This is a genomic window from Olsenella sp. oral taxon 807, assembly GCF_001189515.2.
Taxonomy (GTDB): domain Bacteria; phylum Actinomycetota; class Coriobacteriia; order Coriobacteriales; family Atopobiaceae; genus Olsenella_F.
In genome coordinates, this window is the sequence record NZ_CP012069.2 from 2,610,243 (window position 1) to 2,631,186 (window position 20,944).

A 20,944-nucleotide genomic window follows, 5' to 3' on the forward strand; every position below is an offset into this window, starting at 1 on the left:
GTCCTTGGGTGTGCAATGCCTTGGCCCAGCCGTGATGCCAGGAGCCCAGCGTGACGGCTGACACACGTAAGGCTGAGGATATACGGCGACTGGTATCCACCATCCCGCACGGGGTCAAGGGCTTGGACCCCCGCACGAAGCTCGTGATAATCATCGTCACGAGCGCGTTGTGCCTCATGGCAAGAGGCGAGGCGATCGTGCTCGCGATAGCTGCCGCCGCGTTCGCCCTTGCCGCCGCAGGCGGCAGCGGACGTGCGGCCGCCATGGCTCTTGCAGCCTATGCGGGCATGAATCTTCTTCTCGCCCTTGCTGCCGCATACAGACTGCCGCTTCTCTCCACCATCCTCCTTGTCATCGGCTTCACGCTAGTCAAGTTCATCCCGGTGTTCCTGCTCGTGTCGTGGTTCGTGCAGAGCACCCGCACCGGGGAGCTTATCTGCGCCCTGGAGCGCTCGCACCTTCCCAAGGAGGCGACGATTCCTCTCGCTGTGGCCCTGCGCTATGCGCCCACCATCGGCAGAGAGGCCTCCCACATACGCGACGCGCTGAGAATGCGCGGACTGGAGGTGACGGGCGCAGGTGCGCTCAAAAGGCCGCTCGCTGCGCTCGAGCATCTCATGGTGCCTCTGCTGATGAGGTGTCTGAAGGTGGCGGACGAGCTTTCCCTCTCGGCCATAAGCAGGGGCATAGAGAGCAGCCGCGAGCGCACGTGCGTGAGAGATGTCAGGCTGAGGGGACGAGACGCCGTCGCCCTCGCCGTCCTCGTGGCATTTACGGCCCTGGTAGCCGTAGGGAACACAACGCCGCTCGGCGAAATCGTGGTCTGGCAGGTGATCATGTGATCTCAATAGAGAACGTCTCGTTTCGCTATGTGGGTGCCGAGACGCAAAACGTCTCCTCGCTCAACCTGCGTGTCCCCAAAGGGGAGTGCGTGTTGATCTGCGGGCCGTCCGGAAGCGGCAAGACCACCGTGGCCCGCCTCATCGGGGGCCTGATCCCCCGTTTCTTCGGCGGAAAGCTGACGGGGAGCCTGAAGCTCAACGGTAAGGACATGCGCAACATGACGGTCGAGGAGATCACCTCCACCGTCGGAAGCGTGTTCCAAGACCCTCGGTCGCAGTTCTTCACCACTGACACGACGTCCGAGATGGCCTTCACCTGCGAGAACATGGGGGTTCCGCGAGACGAGATGCTCGACCGGATAGCCCTGTCGTCATACGCCTTGGATGTGTCCGGGCTGCTCGAGCGCAGCATATTCGACCTCTCGAGCGGAGAGAGGCAGCGCGTCGCCATTGGTTCCGTGCACGCGTATTCGCCACCGATTCTCGTGTTCGACGAGCCGTCAGCAAACCTCGACCCCGAGTCGACGAGACGGTTGGCGCAGGTCCTCGGCACCCTCAAGGAAGAGGGAAGGACCGTTGTCGTCGTCGAGCACAGGTTCGGCTACCTCTCCGATCTCATAGGCCGGGTTGTCGTCATGATGGACGGCAGGAAGGAGGCGGAGATGTCTTACGCCGAGTTCCTGGCGATGGATCCCGCCACGCACGAACGGTATTGCCTACGACAGGCGACGTGCGGCCATGCTCACTCAAAGGGCGCTCGAAAGGTGACGTCTTTGCCGCGTCTTGATATCTCCTCAGTGTCATTCTCATACAAAAGGGACCGCGAGGTGATCAGGGGCGTGAGCCTGAAGGCGTGCGGCGGGGAGGTGATTGCCCTCGTCGGCCCTAACGGGTCCGGTAAGACGACGCTCGCCAACGTCCTGTGCGGGCTGCGGCGCCCCACAAGAGGCAGCATCTCCGTGAACGGGCGTCGCATGTCTCCCAAATCCCTCAGGAGGATGTCGTACTTCGTCATGCAGGACGCCGACTACCAACTGTTCGGGGAAAGCGTGGAGGCCGAGTTGATGCTCGGCGCGGAAGCCTGCCGCGACGCAGGAGAGCGAATGAGGCAGGTGTGCAAGAGGCTGGGACTCGCTGGGCTTGAGTCCCGCCATCCGGCATCTCTCTCTGGAGGACAGAAGCAGAGGGTCACGATAGGCGTCGCCCTCATGAAGCGCTCCGAGATCATGGTGTTCGACGAGCCGACCAGCGAGCTTGATGGGCTGAACCTGAGAAGAGTGTCAAATCTCATCCGCTCCCTGGCCGATGACGGCAGGGTCGTGTTCGTCATCACGCATGACTGCGAGCTCGTAATGGGGTGCTGCACGAGGGCTATTCAGCTGGTCGACGGCAAGCTGTCTGCGGATATGGACGTCTATCTGGAGGGAAGCGCCATCTTGGCATTGTTCTAGCAGTCACCGATTCGGATGCTGCCCACCACAAGAACACGGAGGTCGAGGCATGCGATGAATTCACGATCGCCGACTTGCCGGGCTGGCGCTGGCTTCCTTCTGGTCGGCACTGGGAAAGAGGGCTCTTCAGGGGTTCGTGTGGGTTGACGCCTCGGCCAAGACGCCAACCTGGCAGCGGCGCCGCTCGCTCAGAGTCTGTCTTCCCGACCAAGCGAGAGGGGCTAGCGAGGGGGCGCCGCCGGCACGCCGTGGCGGTTGAGGCGCTCGTGCCACCTGGCGCAGCTCGCGTCGCGATTCGTATCGCGACTCGCGTCGCAACAGTGTACACAAATGACCAAAAACGGCTCCGAGGAGGGGATTTTACCGATTTGTGTACACTCCTGCGTCCCCACGTCTGTCCACAACAGCGCAACAGCCCAACAGTGTACACAAACGCTCCAAAACGGCGCGGAGAGGCCCGATCCTCCCATTTGTGTACACTATTGCGATCCCAAGGCCACCCACAACCCAGGCCCACGGCCCAACAGTGTACACAAACGCTCCAAAACGGCGCGGAGAGGCCATTTTGGCCGATCTGTGTACACTCCTGCGTCCCCACGGTCGCTCGCACGATCCTCGCGAGGCGCAACAGTGTACACAAACGCCTCAAAACGGCGCCGAGAGGCCATTTTGGCCGATCTGTGTACACCCCTGCGTCGTCGCCCTGGCGGTGAGGCCCACATCGCCGGGGTGGTGACGCAACCACCTACCCACACGAACTCACGAAGCCTGGGAAAGAGATGGCCATTAGATCTCCCAGACGGGAACGGCCTGAACGTCCTTTGCCATGACGTATGCCTCTCTGGTTTGACATATGACATGGCCAAAGCCCACTTCGTAGCCGGAAAGGCCCTCAAGGTAGGCGAAGTTTTTGATCGCATCGCCTCCTACGGTCGCCGATGTCTTCACCTCCACTGGATGGAGGGTATGGCCAACTTGGACAACGAGGTCGATCTCATGCCTTTTCGAATCGCGGTAGAACCAAACGTCGCGCAGACTCCTCCCAGCGTTCATATAGCTCTTTAGGACCTCTGACACAACGAAGGTTTCGAATACGTGCCCTGCGACGGCGCCATTGCGCAGCTGCTCGGGGGTTGTCCATCGCGTCAGGTGGCACACAAGGCCCGTGTCCATGAAAAAGAGCTTCGGCATCTTGGTCAGCCTCTTATCAACGTTTGTCCAAAACGGTTCTATCACGCGGACGATATTCGAGGCCTGAAGCACCGAGAGCCACGCCTTGACAGTCTTATGATCGACTCCGACCGCGTTGCCGATGTCGGTAGCGTTGAAGAGCTGTCCGGACCTCGCAGCGCAGGCTACCATGAAGCTGTAGAACTTTGCCTCGTCCTTCACGTTGACAAGGTCCCTCACGTCGCGCTCGAGATAGGAGGAGACATAATCGGTGTAAAAGGAGTCCCATTCGACGGTGTCGTCCTGCAGCTCTGGCATGAATCCCCTGTGTATGACACTCCAGACATCGATACCAGGGTCGCTTTTTGGCGCTTTGATCGCGGAGGGGACGTAGGGGCGAGGTCCATCGACCGTCCCCGCCAGTTCCCTTAGGCTCAATGCGGGCATCTCGAGAATTCTCACCCTTCCCGCAAGGGACTCGCTGACGCCCTTCATGAGATGATAGGTTTGCGAGCCACTCAGCACGATTCGACCCTTCTCGTCGGACTGATCGACGATCCACTTGATAGGAGAAAACAGATCCGGAGCGCGCTGGATCTCGTCGATGATCAAGGGGAGGTCCTTCGACTCGAAGAAGAGAACTGAATCCTGCTTTGCAAGCAGGTATTCGCGAGGGTTATCCATCGAAACGTAATTGAAGGACTCGCCGAGGTGCTGTTTGAGGACCGTCGTCTTGCCAACCTGCCGCGCCCCTGTCACGAGGACGACCTTGCCCTGCTTGAGCATGGCATCGATTGTCGACTCGATCTCGCGCTTGATGTACATGGACAGCCTCCTTATTGAGGGACTTAATATTCCATGCAAATCTCTATATTGTCAATATTGGGAATTGTATTCCCAATATTTGCTACTCCACTCGATTGTCGAGTGGGTGTCGCCGCCACGCAGCGCTAAGGGTCGGCTCCGATGCCTCCGGACACGCGCAGCCGGCTCGCAATGCCTCTCATCTCATTTTCCTGTACTCTATGAGATAAGAAAATGAGATGAGAAGGCTGGTCGAAGATGGCGCTGCCGACAAGCATAGAGACCCTGCTCGGCGGTCAGGTGGTCGAGTGGGCGAGGATAGAGTTCAAGGAGACGTGGGACCCACAGGCGTCGCTCAAGACGATCTGCGCGTTTGCCAACGACATCGACAACTGGGGAGGTGGCTACCTCGTCCTGGGCGTCAGGGAGGCTGGCGGAAGGCGGGAACCGATCGGCGTCCCCTCCGAGAGGGTCGACCCATGGCTCAAGGACATGCTCAACAAGTGCAAGCTCATCCAGCCCCCGTACATGCCCATCACAGAGGTTTGCTCGCATGAGGGCAAGACCTTCATAGTGATCTGGGCTCCAGGCGGCAGCCAGCGTCCATACTCATCTCCAAAGTCCATGGGTTCGAGGTCTGGGCGAACCCACTGGATTCGGAAGATGGCAAGCACCGTTGCCCCCTCTCACACGGAGGAGCTCGACCTCTACGCCCTGGCGAACAACGTGCCCTTCGACGACCGCGTCAATCACGAGGCTGACGTCTTTGACCTCAGCCTGCCTCTTATGAAGGCGTACCTCAGGGAGGTCGGGAGCTCGCTCTACGGCCTCGCGGACACCATGGACTTCACGGAGCTGTGCCGAAGCATGAACGTCGTCGACGGGCCTTCGGAGTACACGAAGCCAAAGAACGTAGGCCTCCTCTTCTTCTCTTCGGACCCCGAGAGGTTCTTCCCCTCCTCGGCGCACATCGACGTGGTGGAACTCCCCGACGGCGAGGGCGGCGACCGCATCTTCGAGCACTCCTTCACAGGGCCCCTGGATGCCCAGCTACGCGATGCCCTGCGCTATCTGCGAAACAACGTCATCGAGGAAGTGGTGGTCAAGCTCCCTGACAGGGCAGAGTCGCGCAGGTACTTCAACTATCCCTATGCGGCGATCGAGGAGGCGCTGGCAAACGCCGTCTACCACAAGGGATACGACACGCGCGAGCCCATCGAGGTCCGCGTACTTCCAGACAGGATCGAGATTCTCTCCCACCCCGGTGCGGATAGGTCCATCTCGATAGCGAACCTGAGGCGCTTCAGGGCGGTCAGCAGAAGGTACCGCAACCGCCGGGTGGGCGAGTTCCTCAAGGAGCTGCACCTCACCGAGGGTCGGAACACCGGAATACACAAGATGCTTCGGTCCCTCTCCGAGAACGGGTCCCCAGAACCGCTTCTGGAGACCGACGAGGAGAGGCTCTACTTCCTTACGACGATATACGCGCGAAATCCCAACAACGAGGGCGCTTCCGCTGAGCCAAGGACATCCAAGAAGGCCTCGGAGAGGAGAGAGCGGGTGCTCGCATACCTGTCGGAGCACCCGTCGTCCACCCTCTTAGGCGCCAGCGTGGAGCTTGGTGTGGGGATGTCGACCCTGAACAGAGATGTCGCCGAGCTGAAGGCTGAGGAGAGGTTGCAACGCGAGGGACCGAACAAGGGAGGGATGTGGGTCGCCCTCTGAGATGCCAGCTTGGGATGCCAGTTCTCATCTCATTTTCTCATCCCATGAGAGGAGAAAATGAGATGAGAAAGCAGAGGCTTCATGAGTTCGTGCGAGTGGGTGGTTGCGACACTGCCCCGGCGGCATGGGCGTCACTGCCCTGGCGACGTGGGCCTCACCGCCAGGGCGACAACGCAGGAGTGTACACAGATTGGCTAAAATGGCCTCTCGGAGCCGTTTTGGGGCGTTTGTGTACACTGTTGCGCCATTGCGTCTCGACGCGGCGGGGCAAGAGAAGGGCCATCAGGCGCGTGCTCTCGGTCGTAGAGATAGAACACGAGTACTTCATCGTGGTGCTCGAGGAGAATGGGGACGCCTACCGGTTCCGTACGGCGTTCCCTTCGAACAAGGAGTACTACGACCATAGGGTGAGGGACCAGGGCGTGAACTCCGGTATATGGGGCGATGAGAAATAGAAAAGCCCCGGATTCCGGGCTCCGAGGCAGGCCGCGTCATAGACCTTAGGTGAATGACTGAGGTAATCATACCCTCTTTGGATCCCGACAATCAATAGGCTGCCCAGCAAAGATCGATACGTTACCACAAACAGATCGCGCGAAGGCGAAGGCACTGGCGAGAGCCGACGCCTTTTTCGTGTGTTGTGACGGTGCGTGATTCTGTTCTCGTCAATTCTGGACGACGGGTCAAAGAGGGCGCGGTATGGAGCGGGGGTGCGAGGCGGATGCATATTGGGTGCCCGGAGGGCGCGAGGGCGTATCTGTACGGCGTGGGGTACTCGACGCGGGCGCTCGAGGACATAGAGGGGTACATATCCGGAGGCGGGATTCTTGGATGCGGGCCGAGGGCGAGTTCTACGACTACCGGGACACCGACGGGTTCGGTCGGCTTTATCAGGTGTGAAATTCACAGTAATTGACGGTTACCCTGGTTTGCGAGCCTCGCATGCAAGTGAGGGCAGGGCCTTGAGAGAGTGAACCACGAGCTCAGGCCCATGACCATGGCACACGAAGGCCCGCCCCGGCGTCTCCCGCATAGGAAGGGGTCGCCCCTCTCCTCACACCAAGGGGCCCGACAACAGGCATCTGCCTGCCAGCGGGCCCCTCCGGTATGTACGGAGCTTTTGATGCAGCTCCATCATCATGCACCACTTGGCAGTTTCCTGTACACACCTTGCCTGTGCCCTACCCGGACGACCTCCGTCCCGCCCTCGTGCCCTGAAGAGCTCTGGCCCCAGGCATCGCCCTTGGGTTCTCGCGATCCTCCACGCTGTCCTTGACTCTTTTGGAAACCATCCGGCGCTGCGTTCTCTCGATAGCGAGCGGCTCCTTCGTGGCCGTACGCGGCCATCCGACCCGATAGCTCATTCGGCCTCCACGGCCATGCGCATGGCCTCGTCGGTAGTGAAGCGCATGCCATCGTCTGCGGCAAGCGCATCCCCATACGCCTGGCGGCCAGAGGCCGCCTCGACCGTCTCCAAGGCCGCCTCACGCACGACATCGAAAAAAGTACGACCGACAAAGAAAGCCCCTGTCTCGATCACCTCGGCTACGGCGAGCCCGTTCTCTGAGAGGTCTTTCCCGCATTTTCCCACACTTTCCCGCACATCGGGTTCGAGACTCGCCTCAAAGGGGGCATTACGATGGAAAGTGGGTTTGGTGCCAAATGCGCGCTCGACCATGGTGCGGTCGAGCATCTTGCTGATGGACGGCTCGAATCTGACGATGTCAATCCCGGGGTATGGGTTCTCGTCCGCCGGGAGCGCCGCCACCTGATTGCAGTCTTCTGGGCACTGCGGGCTACTCATCGAAGTCGATATCGACCTCAGCGGCACTATAGATGTCTACGCTGGTCCTCACATCGATGCGATTGACGATCCAGCCCCTGAGCGAACAGCGCTGTATGAAGTCATCGATTCGGTTGACGCCGTTTATCTCCCTGAGGGTAACCACGATACCGAAGCGCAGAGCGCGTCCTCTCCTGTCAGGACCGTCGCCTCGTCTCGTGGCACGAATCTTGATGCCCCACATGCCCGTAGAGTAGGCCTTCCTCTCTCGCCCGTTCTCCTTGGGCTCCTCGCCAATGTGCTTGACGTTATCCCACTTGCGATAGTTCTTGCGGGCAACTTCCTCGGTGGTCATGAAGCCCTCCTCACCCTGGCGGTTGTTGTCAAGCGGCTGGATTGTGCCCTTGTCATTGATGCGGCCAAAGTGAAGGTCCATCTCGGCGCTTGTGTAGTCAACCCCCTGCCGCCTGTCGCACTGCGGGAAGTAGCAGAGCGTCACACGGGCTATGTAGGGGTGCTTCTTTTTTGCGATTGGCACGGGTATGCCATAGTTGTAGGTCGCGTAGGCCTCCGACGTGCCTGTAAGCGTGAACTTGATCTCGTCGTCGCAAGACTGCACCACGTCCTCGATTCGGACGGGCACCCGGCCGTAGCCACGCCTGGGGCTCGCCCTGTAGTCCCAACCCGCAGCCGAGTCGATGATGAGCGCCTTGGCGACCTCGCGCGTGAGCCCCATGACCTGCATGAGATAGGCCATCTTGCGGGCAATCCACGGTGCCGCAAACGATGTTCCCGCCATGAGGTATTGGCCGGTCGCCGTGCACACGGGCATTCCTTTGTCCGAGTCACCCCCGATGGCGCATACGTCCGGCTTCTTGAAGAAGTCGAGCACAGGTCCTTGGCGGGCGTAGCTTGCTGTCTTGCCACAGAAGGACGTCGCGTTCACCACGAGGGAGTTGATTGAGTCTGCCGGCGCACCGATCTTCTCCTGCCCGGCTTTCGTCTGGTTGGTGCCTGCCACCACAAAGACTATGTCATCGAAGCGCGACTGCAGCTCGTCGAGGGTTGCCCCCTCTGGGGACATGAAGTTGCGGGCAATCTCGCGCACCGAGCCCTGCGAGATGTTCCACACCTTGATGTCGCGGTTCTGCTCCACGATATCTCGCACGTTGCGCATGAAGGAGAAGGCGCTGGAGCGTCTTCCCGTGGCCACGCCGAAGTGGCGCACGCGGAACCTGCCGCAGCCGTCGTCCAGCTCGGGGACGATACTCGGGCCGTCCACGATGATAGAGGATACTGCCGTGCCGTGCCTCTTCTCGCTGGCGTCAATAGTAATCTCAGGCGGGATCAGGTCGCATGCCTCGACCCAGTCTGCAAAGTACACCCTGTCGTCGAAGGGGGTGTCAAGGACGCCGATGATGGGCTCGCCTCCAGGAGCCGAAATGCTCGCCGTCTTGTTCCTCGCTATCGAGAAATCATCGGGGGTCAGGGTCGAGATGTCCGAGACCGCCATAGAGACGAGGAAAGGATACCTCGCAGCGAGCTTTGCATATTCCGCAGCGTCAAGCCTCACTGCGCTGCCGAGCACCTGGTCTGGCATGAGCTGAAGTCCAAGGTCAGCAAGAAAGGAGCGCAGGTCTTCGTAGCCCGTGTCGTAGATGCTCACGACCGCCCAGTCGTCGATGGCCTCGGGAGCCGAGCTAATATAGAGCCTCTTGGCATAGAAGGAGTCGCGAATCGTCTGCGCGAAAGCGCTCTTGGCGAGGCCCGTCCTGCCCTTGAGGCCACCGACGTTGACCCGCTCGAGGCCAGCGTCATCGATGGCGCCGCCGTACTGCCCATCGACGATGGACGCACATGAATCCAGCACGGCGATAGATTCGTCGACGGCTGCCATGGGGACGCAGTGGGTTATCTCGTGGTAAGCCTTGGCCCCCTCGCCTTCGAAACGGGCACCCACGATAAAGTCGCTCGCCCTGCCACTCGCACCACCAAGAATGCGGCGAATGCGATTGCTCTTCGCGACCACAGTGCCGTACACTACCGTCACGAGAGGGTTGAACGGAACTGCGTGCTCCGTCCAGTACGCCTTGATGTCCCGCAGGTTGTCTGCCAGCTCGCGTAGGTGCCTTGAGGTGACCTCTTGGCCCTTCGGGAGCCTGGGAGGCCCGGGTGGGTTCGCCTTGCCGTACTGGAACTGCCCCTTCAGCTGGAGGAGCTCATTCATCGCCGACCTCCCTCAGCTCGCGGGAGATCGTGCTCCTCGGCACTCCCGAGAGCGTTTCCATCTCACGGACTGTGAAGCCTTGGGAGCGCAGCTTGGGCAGGTCGGTGACAGACGAGCCTGGGCACGTCTGCGCGTAAAGACGTCGCAGGTAGTCGTGCGAATCGTCTGGCTTGCTGAAGGCCAAGGAGGTCCTCAGCATGTTCTCGAGCTCGCCGGGATGGGGCAGCTCCCTCATCTGCGACATGATCTTCCTGAAGAGTCGCATGTCGCGGCTTGCCCCCTTGAACCGCTGCAACAGTCCGCTCAGCAGCACCTCGGAGATACCGAGCAGATCCTCGCGACTGTAGCGCCCGAAGTCGATGACCGCGTCGAAGCGCCTCACGAGCGCCTTGTCGAGCGCCTTGTAGAGGTTCGTCGTCGCTATGAGCACGACCTGCTCGTTCATGTTGTCGAGCTCCCGGAGCAATGCCGAGGTGGCGCGCCCCATCTCCCGCACGTCGTGCTGGTTGACGCGGTCAAGAGCAAGCGCGTCTATCTCGTCGAAGAGTACGATGGCCCTGTCTGGTTGGCGCAGAGAGTTGATCTGAGCGAAGAGCCTCCCGATGTTCTTGGCCGTCTGGCCGAGCTTACTGTCTATGACCATGTTGAAGTCGACGCGGTAGAGGTCACGCGCCACTATCCTTGCGATCTGGCGGGCGGTTACCGTCTTGCCCGTCCCCGGGGGCCCCTGGAAGAGGAACTTGTTCACGCCGACGTTGTGCGCGATGGCGTTGCAGATGCCAGTCACGTCATCAGAGATGGCTTGCGGCAGCGGCAGCGGCACAGAGGACGACTCCATCTTGTCGAAGAAGTCTGCGCCCTCCTCCATGGCCTGGGGCACGAACGCGTTCGCGTCTGAGATGAGGGCCATGATGTACTCGGCGAGCTGCGTGTCACCGTTGGCATCGAAGTCGCGGGCAATCTCGGCCGCCTCGTTTCGGAACGCAGACTCGTTGCGGTCCTCGTGGTACCTGATGAGATTGATTACGTTGCGCTTCTTCATGATGGTCCTATCGTCTATTCCTTGTAGACAGTTTAGGACATAAAAGAATGAATTGGGACAAGTACTGCAAGTCTTATCCAATGACACCGCCCTCAAAGCGTCGCGAAGCAGCTCGTTCTTGAAGATTGGAAGAAGTGTGACAAGCGGGTTGCAGGGCAATAGGAGGCCATACGTTGCTCCCTGTTAGACCACCGTTGACATGGCCAGCTACCTCGCCCCTTGCTACACCAGGCCAGGTGTTCCCTTGTCTTTTCACGACGTATTTCCCATCGATGACACCGTAACAGAGGGGCGGGGCGTCATCATGTCAACGGTGATCTAACAGGGAGCCTGTGATCGAGCGAGATTTGGTCCAAGAGTCCCTACCGCAGTCCCGACTGGCTCGACGGGCGCCTCGATAACACAGACGCCGATAACTTGAGCCTCGCGGGGTCCTGCAGGGGCAAGGGCGTCAACGAGTGCGTCACCACGATGAGCTACCTCCTTGACCCGGAGCCCAGATGGGCCTGCAACATGCAGAGAAACGCCGCAATCCGCTTCCTCCGCGAAGCGACTGAGCGCCAGGGCGTGTACGTCTACGCGGGCAGCTACGTGGGCAGCTCCACTAACCGCCCGCTCAGGGTAGGCGAGTTCAGGGGGGTTGTCCCGTCAAACAGGAAGACACCGGTGATCTTCCTCGACACAAGTGACGCATGCGCGGGGCTCCTCCCGAAGACCATAAACGCGGCACCGCAATCCGGATGCCTCTTCTGCTCCGACGCCTACCGCCTCACGGAGCCCTCCACTAAGAGCCTCAGAGGATTCTTCAGACGAGGAGGCGTACGTCTGATGCCCCAGAGCAACACCATGGCCCTCGTCACCAACACCTTCAAGGGGATAGCGCAGAGCCGATCGTCCACGGGTGAAGATGGAGCTTATTCGACCTCGACCAGACGACCGAGGAGCTCGTCGTGGACCCCACGGCCGAGGAGGGCGAAACAAGTTAGCTGCTGGACGCTATACTAGTCCGCGAGCTTGTAACGGGTACTGCGCCCGGCGCCCGTACGCAGCACCACACCCCTTTCGGCGAGACGCTTGAGCACCCCCTGAACCCCTCGTTCACTCAGGCCGACGGCCATCATGACCTCGGACGTGGAGGCAAAGCCCATCGTCTCGATCGCCTCAGCTACAGCGAACTCGTTCTCTGAGAGGCCTTTCCCGAACCTTTCCCGCACTTTCCCGCACTTTCCCGCACTTTCCCGCACGTCAGATTCGAGATTCGCCGCAAAGGGGGCATTACGGTGGAAGGTGAGTTTGGTGCCGAAAGGAACCTCCTCGTAAGTCACCCTCACATTGGCGGCATCGCAGAGCTCGCGCATCTTGCGCATGCCGAGACCGGAGGACTCGATGTCTCCCGAGCGGAAGAGCGCGGCCGCTATGAGCCTATTGCGCGTTTCGGATGACGTGCTCCTGCCGGAGAGGTGGTCCTCAGGATCCTGGCCGCTGACGAACCAGCCAGGACTGATGATGTCGACAGCGTCGTGGTAGACGTCCACCTGCACGTAGCCCGGCCGGTGCCAGGCGCGGTGGGCATAGGCGTTCATGAGCGCCTCGCGTATAGCCACAAAGGGTATCTCGGGTACCTCGTCGCGCGTACGCCTGCCCGTGACGACGATCTTGCGACGGATATTGTTAGCGATGTAGTACTCAGCCTGGTCGACGAGGGAGAAGACAGTACCAGGTTCCTGGCGCAGGTCGAGTGCCTCAGTGCGCATATGGGTCTTGAAGACGCCCATCTTGAGCTGGACGTCAACCGACGGGCAAAAAAGCACCTCGGCGGCGTTGGTGAGGGAGCCATTCGCAGCGAGGAGCCCCAGACTTGCGAGAGTACGCTCGACCGACTCGTGCTCGAAGGCGATCCTGCCGCGCCTCCTTCCCCGCTCAACGAACCTCCTAAGCTCTGCCTCCTCAACGTCCGAAAGAGGTCGCGGCGAGGACTGGCGGTCCCACGGCTTTCTCCGGTAGGCTCGCTCAAGGACCATGGACTCCAGCATGTCAGGTTCCATGAAGCGGTCCTCGTCGGCCACGCGGATGCGGTAGACGTTCTTACAGGCGTAGGGCGCGTCGGGTCCCTCGAAGGTCACGCGGACGTAGTCCTCACCGCCGTCGGCGACGAGCCGCTCGACAGTGGGGTAGACCGCCGGCGCTATCGAGTGGGCTATAGCCTGGCTGACCTTACGCAGCGTACTGTCCGAGACCTGCTGTCCAACGACGTCACCATTGTTCAAGACCCCAAAGTAGAGGGTGCCTCGGCCATGCTTGTTGAGGATCGAGGCCATGGAGGCAATACCCTCCTTGAGCTCTCCGGTGGATCTCTTGTGCTCGACCAGCTCGGTCTCGGGACCGAGGTTCATGTGCGCCTCCCCTCCTGCGTCTGCCGATTATACCGCTCGTGCCCATCGCAGGTGCTATGTTCCGCTACCTTCCCCCGCCGGGCAAGCCCGAGAAGTTGCTGTTCTCACCTGACCTGAGCACCCGACCCATTGGCAGTCCTTACGAGCCTCGGCTTCCTCTTGGCGTATGCCGCCCCGGGGAATGGTCCTGGTCCCAAGATGCTGCCAAATGTAGCACTATGACCTGAGTCCCAGGACGTCCCTCCGGCAGGATGCGACGTCCACCCTCGCGGGAACCTCGAGCCCCAGCCCCCGAACCTCTGCCGGCACTGCCTGTTGGGCGTCCCGGGCACGAGGGCGGGACCGTTCCCGAGGCACACGGGCGACGACGACTTGCCCCAGAGGTCGGTGGGCGACCGGCACCTCCCCGCGTCGGCCACGGCCTCGCGCACCCGCGGCGTGGCCACGGCGCGGGTGACGTCGCGCGGCACCTTGCCGCGCATGGCCGTCTCGGCCCGCCTCGCGGCCGGCGGCGGGCGCAGGTGGTCCCTCGCCGCCTCGAGGACCTGCCCCGCCCCCGTTCGGGAGAAGTAGGCGTCGAGCGCGGAGGCCGGGGCCATCTCGCCCGTGTCGGGCATGGGCACGAAGAAGCCGCCGCGCGCCCCCTCCCAGTCCTTGTCGCGCCCGGGCATGGCCTCGCGCTCCCCCGGCCGCCCGTCCCTGGCCTGGCGCAGGCGGGAGGGCGCCCGGTCCCTGCCGGCGCAGGCGTAGGGGTGGGTCCTTGCCCCGAGGACGCCGCGGGCGAGGTGGCGCCCGAGGTGGGCGCGGCCTCCCCCGGCGAGGAGGCGCTTGCCCCTGTCGGCCTGCGGCCTCGCCCGATGCCACGTGCTCTCGGGGGGATGTCCGCGCCTCGCCGGCGTCCGCGCCAGGTGGCGCGTCTCGCCGCCCACGAGCCCCCTGGCGGCGTGGCCGGCGCCCGGGACCGCCGAGGAGACCGCCGCCCCCAGCGTAGCCTCGACGTCCTCGCGGACGCGCGCGAGCGTGCCCGCGCCCGCCGCGTCTCCGGGCGTCACGCCGTGCCACGCGGGGATGCCCGTGGCGTCGCCGGGCCCCGGCACCAGGCGCGACCGGGGGGCGGCGGCGCCCACGCCATGGGAGGGGAGGGCGTCGGGCGGGCTGTCGGCCAGGCCGCCCGGGAGCGGCGCGGGGCCGACGTGGCGGCGGGTCCCGAGGGAGGGGTCGGAGGCCCTCGCCGCCGAGGCGAGCGCGCGGAAGAGGGACACCCTCGCCGCGTCGGAGCCCATCGCGTGGAAGTGGGCGCTCACGCTCCCGGGCGACGGCACCGACACGTCCGGGAGCAGGCGCGACGCGGCCGAGCGGGCCACGAGGTCGTCGCAGGAGACGCGCGAGCCGTCCCGGGGCGGCGAGCGCGGCAGGTGCGCGAGCAGCCGCCCGCAGTCCCCGTCCCTCGGGAAGGCCTCCCCCGGGACGCCCAGCAGCCCCGACCTTCCCGGGACCGAGAGCAGCAGCAGGCAGTCTCCCGCCACGACGTGGGCGGGGGGGCTCCGGGAGCCCCGACGACTCGTCGGTGGGCGCCCCGTCGCCCCTCCCCGGCGGCCCGAGGCTGTCGGAGTCGGCGTCGTAGCGCACCAGGCCCCTCGTCGGCGAGCGGAACACGCCGCTGCGGCCGCCCTCGGAGAGCCCCGCGACCCTGCCCAGCCGCTCGCGCACCCTCTGGCGCGAGTGGTACCTGGCCCCGGCGACGCGCCCCGCGCCCGCCACCGACGCGGACCAGCCCGCGATCCCGCCCGACTCGTCCCGCACGACCTCCTGCGCACGTACGGGCGGCATCCCAGCCCTCCCGAGGTCCTATGTAATCGTAGGAAGCACCACATGCCGTAGGCAAGCGAGGAGCTGCCGCCAGGCGAGAACGGCAGGTCAGGGCATATCTCTTAGGGAAGTTCCGGTTGGGTGAGGGGTGCTAGTGCTACAAATCAGAGCATCTTAGGATTAATGGGAAAAGAATCCTAAGCGCCAATACCTCGGTGATGAAGGTCGAGGATTCTCTGTCACCCCCTCACGCAGTGCAAAGTCTACCCGTCAATCGTCGGAAAGCATAGGCCAAGGTTCGTGTGCCTATCTATGGAGTTGAGGCCTTGCCTGATGTATTCCCACGTTTCCTCGCGGTCACCTGATACTGAGAAGTCGGAATCATTAATCCCTACTTCCGGGGGGTAATTTCTAAGCACACCCGCTCGTCACCTAGGGCTTCGCGGCGGCGCCCGTGTCGGCGAGCCTCCCCCTCCTCTTCCGGACCCTTCTCTTGGGCGGCCTGAACAGCCGGGGGGTCGCCCTCGGCGGATCGACGGCGAGCGAGCCGCCGCGGATGGGGACTGACGTGGGCACCTCTACCCCGAAGAGCTGGTACACCTCGTTGGCCGGCTGTATCGGCTCGTCCGGGACCAGCCTCCCCTTGTAGAGTATGCACCCCTGCGACCTCAGGGCCTCCATGCGCGAGGCGAGGTAGGCCTCGCCGTCGTTGAGGCGGATCTGCATGAAGCGCATCACCGAGCTGCCTATCATCGAGAGCAGCACGTGGCCGGTGAAGGTCTCCACCGTGTGGCAGCGGGTCGGCAGCAGCTTGGTGTATCCCTTCGCCACGTCGTTGAGCTGCTCGATGCCCTGGCGGACGTAGTACTCTGGCAGTATGTCCTCCACCTCGTGGGGCGTTCCCGAGAGCAGGGCGAACACGCCCTGGTTCTCGAGTCCCTCGTAGACCTGGTCCATGCTCAGCCTCTTCCTCCTCGCCCTCACGAGCAGCTTGTGGAGCTCGTCGGACAGGCGCGAGGTGTCTATCCCGACGTAGAGCCACGCGGGCTGGTCGTGGCCCTTGCCGACCATGACGGGGACCCTCCTCACGAACAGGTAGCGGTCTCCGTACTGGACGAAGTTCTCCCGCGACTCGATGCCCTCCAGCGCCCTCGGGACGGCCTCCCTGTACCAGGAGGGGTTAGGCCTCGGCCTGGTGACGTAGGGCGTGACGCACCTGTGCCCGTCGTCGTAGAGCTCGTCGAGGTTGGCGTCGGTGCAGTACCCGGCGTCGATCAGGCACGAGTCCACGTGGACGCCGATGCCCTCGCAGCGGGCGATGATTCTCCTGAAGCTCATCGCGTCGCTCGCGCTGCCGGGCAGCAGCTCCCACCACAGGTGTATCGCCGTGCTCCTCTGCGCGACGACGGCCAGCCTGGCCTCGACGCTCACCTTCCCCTCGTGTACGTTCACGCGCGTCAGGTACATCCCGCTCCCGTTCGGGAGGCCCGTCGAGTCGATCATCACGTTGGTGTCGTCGCCGAGGCCCCCGAGCACGAAGCGCGCATAGGACTCCTGGAAGGCGAGCGTCGACTCGCGCGAGCCCACCTTCTCCAGGAACTCGCTCACCCCCTGGCTGTCGAGCCTCGCCCCCGGCCACAGAAGGCTCGCCACGCTCGTGCGCCACCACTCCTCGGCGTGGCAGTTCGCCAGGCGCGAGCACATGTAGAACGCGACCATCGCGTGCAGGGTGTCGCGGTTGGCCCACGGCACCTCGTCGACCACGTCCCAGAGCCCCGACTTGTGCATCAGCTGGTCGAGGACCCAGGCGTCGCCGAAGGAGAGGGTGCGCGGGCGGGACCTCCTGCCGTCCTCGGGCGCGTCCGGCTCGAACCCGTCCGGCACGCGCCCGTACTCGCCGGTGGCGACGTCGAAGGTGAAGTACCCCCGCTCGCGGCTGCAGAACACGCCCCGCTCGCGGTCGACGACACGCCCGAGGTAGGTGTAGTCGTCATGGGTCCGCCTCCCGTCCCTCCTCGACACCGCCGCCGACGCATACTGCCTCCCGCCCTTCTCCGTGATCGCGAGGTACATTCCCGCCTCCGTCCCTAGAAGTAACATATTCTAGGGACATCCTATCACAAGATGGGGGGAGCCGTCGGAACAAACGCGGGCGGTCGCGCCCGCGCGACAGGCGCCAGGGCATGCGCCGAGCAGCCGGCGCATGCCCTGGCCTGCGGGTCATTGGTCCCTTGAGCTCCCCCCGCCACTTAGGGGGTGATGTGCGACGAGGCCTTTCGGATGCCTGGCAACGTGCTGACCAGACTGTCCCTAGAACAAGTACCCCGGAAGTAGGGTTAACTTAAGCGGGCGGCATTGCCGCGACGGCCCGGTGGCCGCTGCCGCCGGCCCCATCGGGAGCATTCCCGCCACCCCGTGTAACTCCCGTCGGGCTGCCGCCGGACGTGCCTCCCCGGTGGCCGACTCGCCGGAGCCGACGGTGCCCGCATGGTGGCCCCCCGCCCACATCATCCGGTCCCGCCCACAAGGGCCCCCGCCCCCGGTGCGCCCGCGCGGCGTGGTCGCGCCCCTGTCCCTCGGCCCGCCCGCCACGTCGCCCGCAGCCGCGCCTGGGTGCGATCCTAAGGCGGACGCGCGCGTGGTCGGGGCAGGCCCCCCTCCATCCCGGCGCCGCCCGTCTGGCCGGCCGGCATCCCGGGCGTCCCGCCGACCTCCCCCCTCGTCTCGCCGCACGGCACCCTCCCGCGATATTTCGGCACCCGCGCCACGCGGCACGCGCGATGCCGGCTCGCGTGCGACAGGCCGTCCCCGCCCGTGGCTCCCGCCCTGCCACGGAAGGACGACAGGGGTGGAACCACCGCTGGCACCACTGGAATCAAAGCAACAACAACCGACTCCAAAGCAAAGCCCCCCCAACGACCCCATCCTCCAACTGCGTCACAAAGCCGCCGCGCAGCCCGCCCCACGCCCCTTGCCAGCGGGCGTCCCCTGGGTATAATTAGGTAAGACCTAATAGGGAGGACGGGACATGGGAGACGTGGTGATCCACCCGCGCGTCTTCGAGCGGCACCTGGACCTGACGGAGGACGACGTGCTCAGCGCATGGAACAACACCCTCCGCTGGGTCACCCGCTCGCGGAGCGCCTTCGACGAGACGGTGGCCGTCGGGATAGCCGACAGCGGCAAGACGCTCGAGATGGCGGCGGTCTTCCGCGAAGACGGCACCTGGCTCGTGTACCACGCCATGTGCCCGCCTACGAACGGGACCTTGAGGGAGGTTGGCCTGAGATGAAGGGGGACGAAAGGAAGAAGTTCGACGCGGGGACGGCCTGCAACGGAGCCGAACTCGACGACGCTCTGCTCGACGCGATGGCCAAGGAGTACGAGGAGGGCACCTGGTCCGGCCACGAGGGCGAGGTCCACGCGGGACGCCCGCGCTTCGGGGTGGAGAGGCTCGTCCCCGTCACCTTCAAGATCGCGCCCTCGACGCTCGCCACCATCGACCAGCTCGCGGCCGACAGCGACGAGACGCGCTCGGAGGCCATGCGCCAGGTCATCGACCGGGGGCTCAGGGTACCAGCCTAGTGGTTAGTTAAGTCGTAATCTTTGCCATGCTCGAGATGCGTTCCACCATCTCCTCGGAGGCGGCAGGCATGGCAAACGTAAGGTACGTGGTGACCCTGACGGGTGACGAGAGGGAGGGCCTGCTGGCGGTCGTGGACAGGGGAAGGGCGCCCGCCACACAGACAAGGCACGCGAACATCCTGCTCGCGGTCGACAGGGGCGAGCACGCGGAGCCCGGGATGACCGACGCCCAGGCCGCCGCCAGGGCCCGGATCCCGCCGCTGCGCGACTCCGGCCCCGTCGCCGGGAGGGCCGGGTGCACGTCCGACGGCGTGCGCCTGAGCGCGGCGAGGTACACCGGGAGCGGCGTCGAGCGGACGCCGGGCGACGATGCCCACAGCGGCAGGCCGCGCGAGCACCGTCCCGACCTGCACCCCGAGGTGGGCGACGCTGGTAGTGCGGGCGGCGTGGGCACGGTCAGGCGCGACCACGGGCGCGGGAGACTCTGACGCCCCGTCGCTCCTCGCCTCGTGCCTCGATCGACCTGCCGGCCGGCGAGGCGACCCCCTTGCGGGCGAGACGCGCGAGGGTTCCGACCACGCCGGACTCCACGGGAACACCCGGGCAGCAGGCGGCGGGGGGCGACCTGACGCGGATCGTGCCCGGCGACGTGTCGGCGCGCACCCCCGCGAAGGCGAGGCGCCGCCTGGCCACCGTCCCGGGCCGCCTCGGGTTCGTGTTCGCGCCCAGGCACAGCTCCTGGCCGAACCTGGTCGAGGGCCTCTTCTCGAGGACGGCCCGCCAGATGCCGCGCTCAGATCCGGGTCTCGAGCGAGGACGAGCTCAAGGAGAGGGTTCTGCGCCACCTCAGGGAAGGCGAGCACCGAGCCGGTCGTCCACGGGCGGGGGCGAGACCTGTTGGACACAGGCCCGACGACCGAGGGACCCGTCGTGGACACCCTCCTTTCGGATGGGGCAGACAGGGCAAGTTAGTTGCTGGACGCTATACTCGTCCCGTCTGCGCCCTCGAAGAAGAGCGCCTGCGGCGGGAACTCGTGCCAGTCTGACACGGAGAGCCTGTACCCCCGGAGATGGTGCCCACCGTGGGCGTGAGGGTCTTTCCGCAGGCCTCGCGGTACCACCTTCGTATGCCGTTGTCATCAACACCGCACCCCCCCGATGCGCACGCCCCGCAGCCTGGGCAGGAGTCCCGAGCGTAGCCGTCGAGGGACGCGATCTCCCGCTCGGCCGAGAGGACCGAGCGGCGGTGCTCGCTCATGCTCCTGTGGCCCGGCATGACCGCCCTCCCGGTAGGCGTCATGGCCCCGTCCGCCTCGCCACTCTCGCGGGTCGATATGATGCTGTCGCGATCATGCGCCTGGGAGGGTGGGGCGTGTCTGAATGTCTGCACATTCTGCAAAGGAGGATTTTTGTACAAGGCTGTGGTAACCCTATTCTGATACGGTGCGACGACCCTCTACCCCCACGTCAGCCAATGCGGAGAGCAGGAGGGTCGCGCCATGGGCAACGCCACGCTCATGGGCGAGCTGGGCGCCGCCTGGCACGGCTGCGAGGGCGACGACGGCACCGTGATCCACGTGGCCATAGACGGCCGCTATGCAGGCCACGTCCCGATCTCAGACGAGGCGAGGGGGACGCGGCGCGTCGCGGGCGAGCTCGGCCTCGACGAGTACCACTCCGAGCTCCTCCCCGCCGACAAGGTCGAGCACGTCGAGAGGGCCGAGGGGCGCTCGCTCGCCTTCGTGGGCGACGGCATCAACGACGCCCCTGTGCTGGCGCGCGCGGACGTGGGGATAGCCATGGGCGCCATGGGCTCGGACGCGGCCATCGAGGCGGCGGACGTGGTCCTCATGGACGACATGCCCTCGAAGGTCGCCGCGTCCGTCCGCATCGCCCGCCGCACCCTGGGGATAGCGAGGCAGAACATCGCGTTCGCGATCGCGGCGAAGGTCGCCGTGCTCCTCGCGGGGGTCGGCCTCGCCCCGATGTGGCTCGCCGTCTTCGGCGACGTGGGCGTCATGGCGCCCTGCGTGCTCAACGCCGCCCGCGCGCTCAGGTGAGGTGCGGGACATCCCCGTCCTTCTTGGCTGCGCTTTTGCGCCCACAGCCGGAC

General features: G+C 64.2%; 16 protein-coding genes and 1 pseudogene. 9 read left to right on the top strand and 8 right to left on the bottom strand.

The features are described 5' to 3' along the window. The first annotated feature begins 50 nt into the window (after nucleotides 1–50). Both ADJ70_RS11275 and ADJ70_RS11280 read left to right on the top strand, forming a co-directional pair. Complete coding sequence (locus ADJ70_RS11275; RefSeq protein ID WP_050341512.1) at nucleotides 51–842, top strand: energy-coupling factor transporter transmembrane component T; 792 nt, start codon at nucleotides 51–53, stop codon at nucleotides 840–842. Then, entirely contained in the window at nucleotides 839–2,293 is a 1,455-nt protein-coding gene (locus tag ADJ70_RS11280) for an ABC transporter ATP-binding protein (RefSeq protein ID WP_050341514.1), read from the top strand. Before ADJ70_RS11275 ends, ADJ70_RS11280 begins: the two co-directional genes overlap by 4 nt. Nucleotides 2,294–3,079: 786 nt before the next feature. On the opposite strand, the gene ADJ70_RS11285 is transcribed toward ADJ70_RS11280, so the two are convergent. Continuing rightward, nucleotides 3,080–4,288: an ATP-binding protein gene (locus ADJ70_RS11285; protein WP_050341516.1), complete on the bottom strand. Its 1,209-nt coding sequence runs from the start codon at nucleotides 4,286–4,288 to the stop codon at nucleotides 3,080–3,082. A gap of 237 nt (nucleotides 4,289–4,525) precedes the next feature. On the opposite strand from ADJ70_RS11285, the gene ADJ70_RS11290 reads away from it, so the two are divergent. Further along, nucleotides 4,526–5,992 (top strand): ATP-binding protein, encoded by a 1,467-nt coding sequence (locus ADJ70_RS11290; RefSeq protein WP_050341517.1) that lies wholly within the window; start codon nucleotides 4,526–4,528, stop codon nucleotides 5,990–5,992. 218 nt (nucleotides 5,993–6,210) lie between these two features. Further along, complete coding sequence (locus tag ADJ70_RS14780; protein ID WP_172674501.1) at nucleotides 6,211–6,447, top strand: hypothetical protein; 237 nt, start codon at nucleotides 6,211–6,213, stop codon at nucleotides 6,445–6,447. 905 nt (nucleotides 6,448–7,352) lie between these two features. On the opposite strand, the gene ADJ70_RS15450 is transcribed toward ADJ70_RS14780, so the two are convergent. The 3 genes from ADJ70_RS15450 to ADJ70_RS11315 are packed head-to-tail and all read right to left on the bottom strand — an operon-like array spanning nucleotide 7,353 to nucleotide 11,044. Then, entirely contained in the window at nucleotides 7,353–7,760 is a 408-nt protein-coding gene (locus ADJ70_RS15450; RefSeq protein ID WP_253273190.1) for a hypothetical protein, read from the bottom strand. A gap of 28 nt (nucleotides 7,761–7,788) precedes the next feature. Beyond that, nucleotides 7,789–10,002, bottom strand: coding sequence for a S8 family peptidase (locus ADJ70_RS11310; protein ID WP_050341524.1), 2,214 nt, complete (start codon nucleotides 10,000–10,002; stop codon nucleotides 7,789–7,791). After that, nucleotides 9,995–11,044 carry an ATP-binding protein gene (locus ADJ70_RS11315; protein WP_050341525.1) on the bottom strand — a complete coding sequence of 350 codons (1,050 nt, stop codon included), beginning with the start codon at nucleotides 11,042–11,044 and terminating at the stop codon, nucleotides 9,995–9,997. The genes ADJ70_RS11310 and ADJ70_RS11315 overlap by 8 nt, the downstream gene beginning before the upstream one ends. A gap of 417 nt (nucleotides 11,045–11,461) precedes the next feature. On the opposite strand from ADJ70_RS11315, the gene ADJ70_RS11320 reads away from it, so the two are divergent. Then, a complete protein-coding gene (locus ADJ70_RS11320; RefSeq protein ID WP_050341526.1) occupies nucleotides 11,462–12,049 on the top strand; it encodes a hypothetical protein in 588 nt (195 codons plus the stop codon). Here ADJ70_RS11320 and ADJ70_RS11325 read toward each other — a convergent pair. From ADJ70_RS11325 to ADJ70_RS11335, 3 genes are all read right to left on the bottom strand, one after another. Beyond that, a complete protein-coding gene (locus ADJ70_RS11325) occupies nucleotides 12,046–13,437 on the bottom strand; it encodes an ATP-binding protein (protein ID WP_050341528.1) in 1,392 nt (463 codons plus the stop codon). The genes ADJ70_RS11320 and ADJ70_RS11325 overlap by 4 nt on opposite strands. Before the next feature lie 104 nt (nucleotides 13,438–13,541). Further along, nucleotides 13,542–14,963: a hypothetical protein gene (locus ADJ70_RS11330; RefSeq protein WP_050341530.1), complete on the bottom strand. Its 1,422-nt coding sequence runs from the start codon at nucleotides 14,961–14,963 to the stop codon at nucleotides 13,542–13,544. Between the two features lie 715 nt (nucleotides 14,964–15,678). Further along, complete coding sequence (locus ADJ70_RS11335; RefSeq protein WP_050341532.1) at nucleotides 15,679–17,319, bottom strand: hypothetical protein; 1,641 nt, start codon at nucleotides 17,317–17,319, stop codon at nucleotides 15,679–15,681. Between the two features lie 955 nt (nucleotides 17,320–18,274). On the opposite strand from ADJ70_RS11335, the gene ADJ70_RS14995 reads away from it, so the two are divergent. The 3 genes from ADJ70_RS14995 (at nucleotide 18,275) to ADJ70_RS11350 (ending at nucleotide 19,319) form a co-directional block, all read left to right on the top strand. Beyond that, on the top strand, nucleotides 18,275–18,538 hold the full coding sequence (locus ADJ70_RS14995; RefSeq protein ID WP_050341534.1) for a hypothetical protein: 264 nt from the start codon (nucleotides 18,275–18,277) through the stop codon (nucleotides 18,536–18,538). Beyond that, nucleotides 18,535–18,831 (top strand): ribbon-helix-helix protein, CopG family, encoded by a 297-nt coding sequence (locus ADJ70_RS15000; protein WP_050341536.1) that lies wholly within the window; start codon nucleotides 18,535–18,537, stop codon nucleotides 18,829–18,831. Before ADJ70_RS14995 ends, ADJ70_RS15000 begins: the two co-directional genes overlap by 4 nt. Nucleotides 18,832–18,899: 68 nt before the next feature. Next, nucleotides 18,900–19,319, top strand: a complete 420-nt coding sequence (locus tag ADJ70_RS11350; protein WP_157051523.1) for a hypothetical protein — start codon at nucleotides 18,900–18,902, stop codon at nucleotides 19,317–19,319. Nucleotides 19,320–19,813: 494 nt separating this feature from the next. Here ADJ70_RS11350 and ADJ70_RS11355 read toward each other — a convergent pair whose 3' ends face one another. After that, entirely contained in the window at nucleotides 19,814–20,107 is a 294-nt protein-coding gene (locus ADJ70_RS11355; RefSeq protein ID WP_050341540.1) for a hypothetical protein, read from the bottom strand. Nucleotides 20,108–20,327: 220 nt separating this feature from the next. Here ADJ70_RS11355 and ADJ70_RS11360 point away from each other — a divergent pair. Then, nucleotides 20,328–20,891 (top strand): annotated as a pseudogene (locus ADJ70_RS11360) (HAD-IC family P-type ATPase); the annotation flags it as partial. Nucleotides 20,892–20,944: the final 53 nt, after the last annotated feature.

Bases quoted from the DNA above. Each gene is read 5' to 3' on its own strand.
- ADJ70_RS11285 (WP_050341516.1), bottom strand. From the start codon at position 4,288: ATGTACATCAAGCGCGAGATCGAGTCGACAATCGATGCCATGCTCAAG.
- ADJ70_RS11290 (WP_050341517.1), top strand. From the start codon at position 4,526: ATGGCGCTGCCGACAAGCATAGAGACCCTGCTCGGCGGTCAGGTGGTC.
- ADJ70_RS11310 (WP_050341524.1), bottom strand. From the start codon at position 10,002: ATGAATGAGCTCCTCCAGCTGAAGGGGCAGTTCCAGTACGGCAAGGCG.
- ADJ70_RS11315 (WP_050341525.1), bottom strand. From the start codon at position 11,044: ATGAAGAAGCGCAACGTAATCAATCTCATCAGGTACCACGAGGACCGC.
- ADJ70_RS11325 (WP_050341528.1), bottom strand. From the start codon at position 13,437: ATGAACCTCGGTCCCGAGACCGAGCTGGTCGAGCACAAGAGATCCACC.
- ADJ70_RS11335 (WP_050341532.1), bottom strand. From the start codon at position 17,319: ATGTACCTCGCGATCACGGAGAAGGGCGGGAGGCAGTATGCGTCGGCG.
- ADJ70_RS14995 (WP_050341534.1), top strand. From the start codon at position 18,275: ATGGGAGACGTGGTGATCCACCCGCGCGTCTTCGAGCGGCACCTGGAC.
- ADJ70_RS15000 (WP_050341536.1), top strand. From the start codon at position 18,535: ATGAAGGGGGACGAAAGGAAGAAGTTCGACGCGGGGACGGCCTGCAAC.
- ADJ70_RS11350 (WP_157051523.1), top strand. From the start codon at position 18,900: ATGGCAAACGTAAGGTACGTGGTGACCCTGACGGGTGACGAGAGGGAG.
- ADJ70_RS11355 (WP_050341540.1), bottom strand. From the start codon at position 20,107: ATGCCGGGCCACAGGAGCATGAGCGAGCACCGCCGCTCGGTCCTCTCG.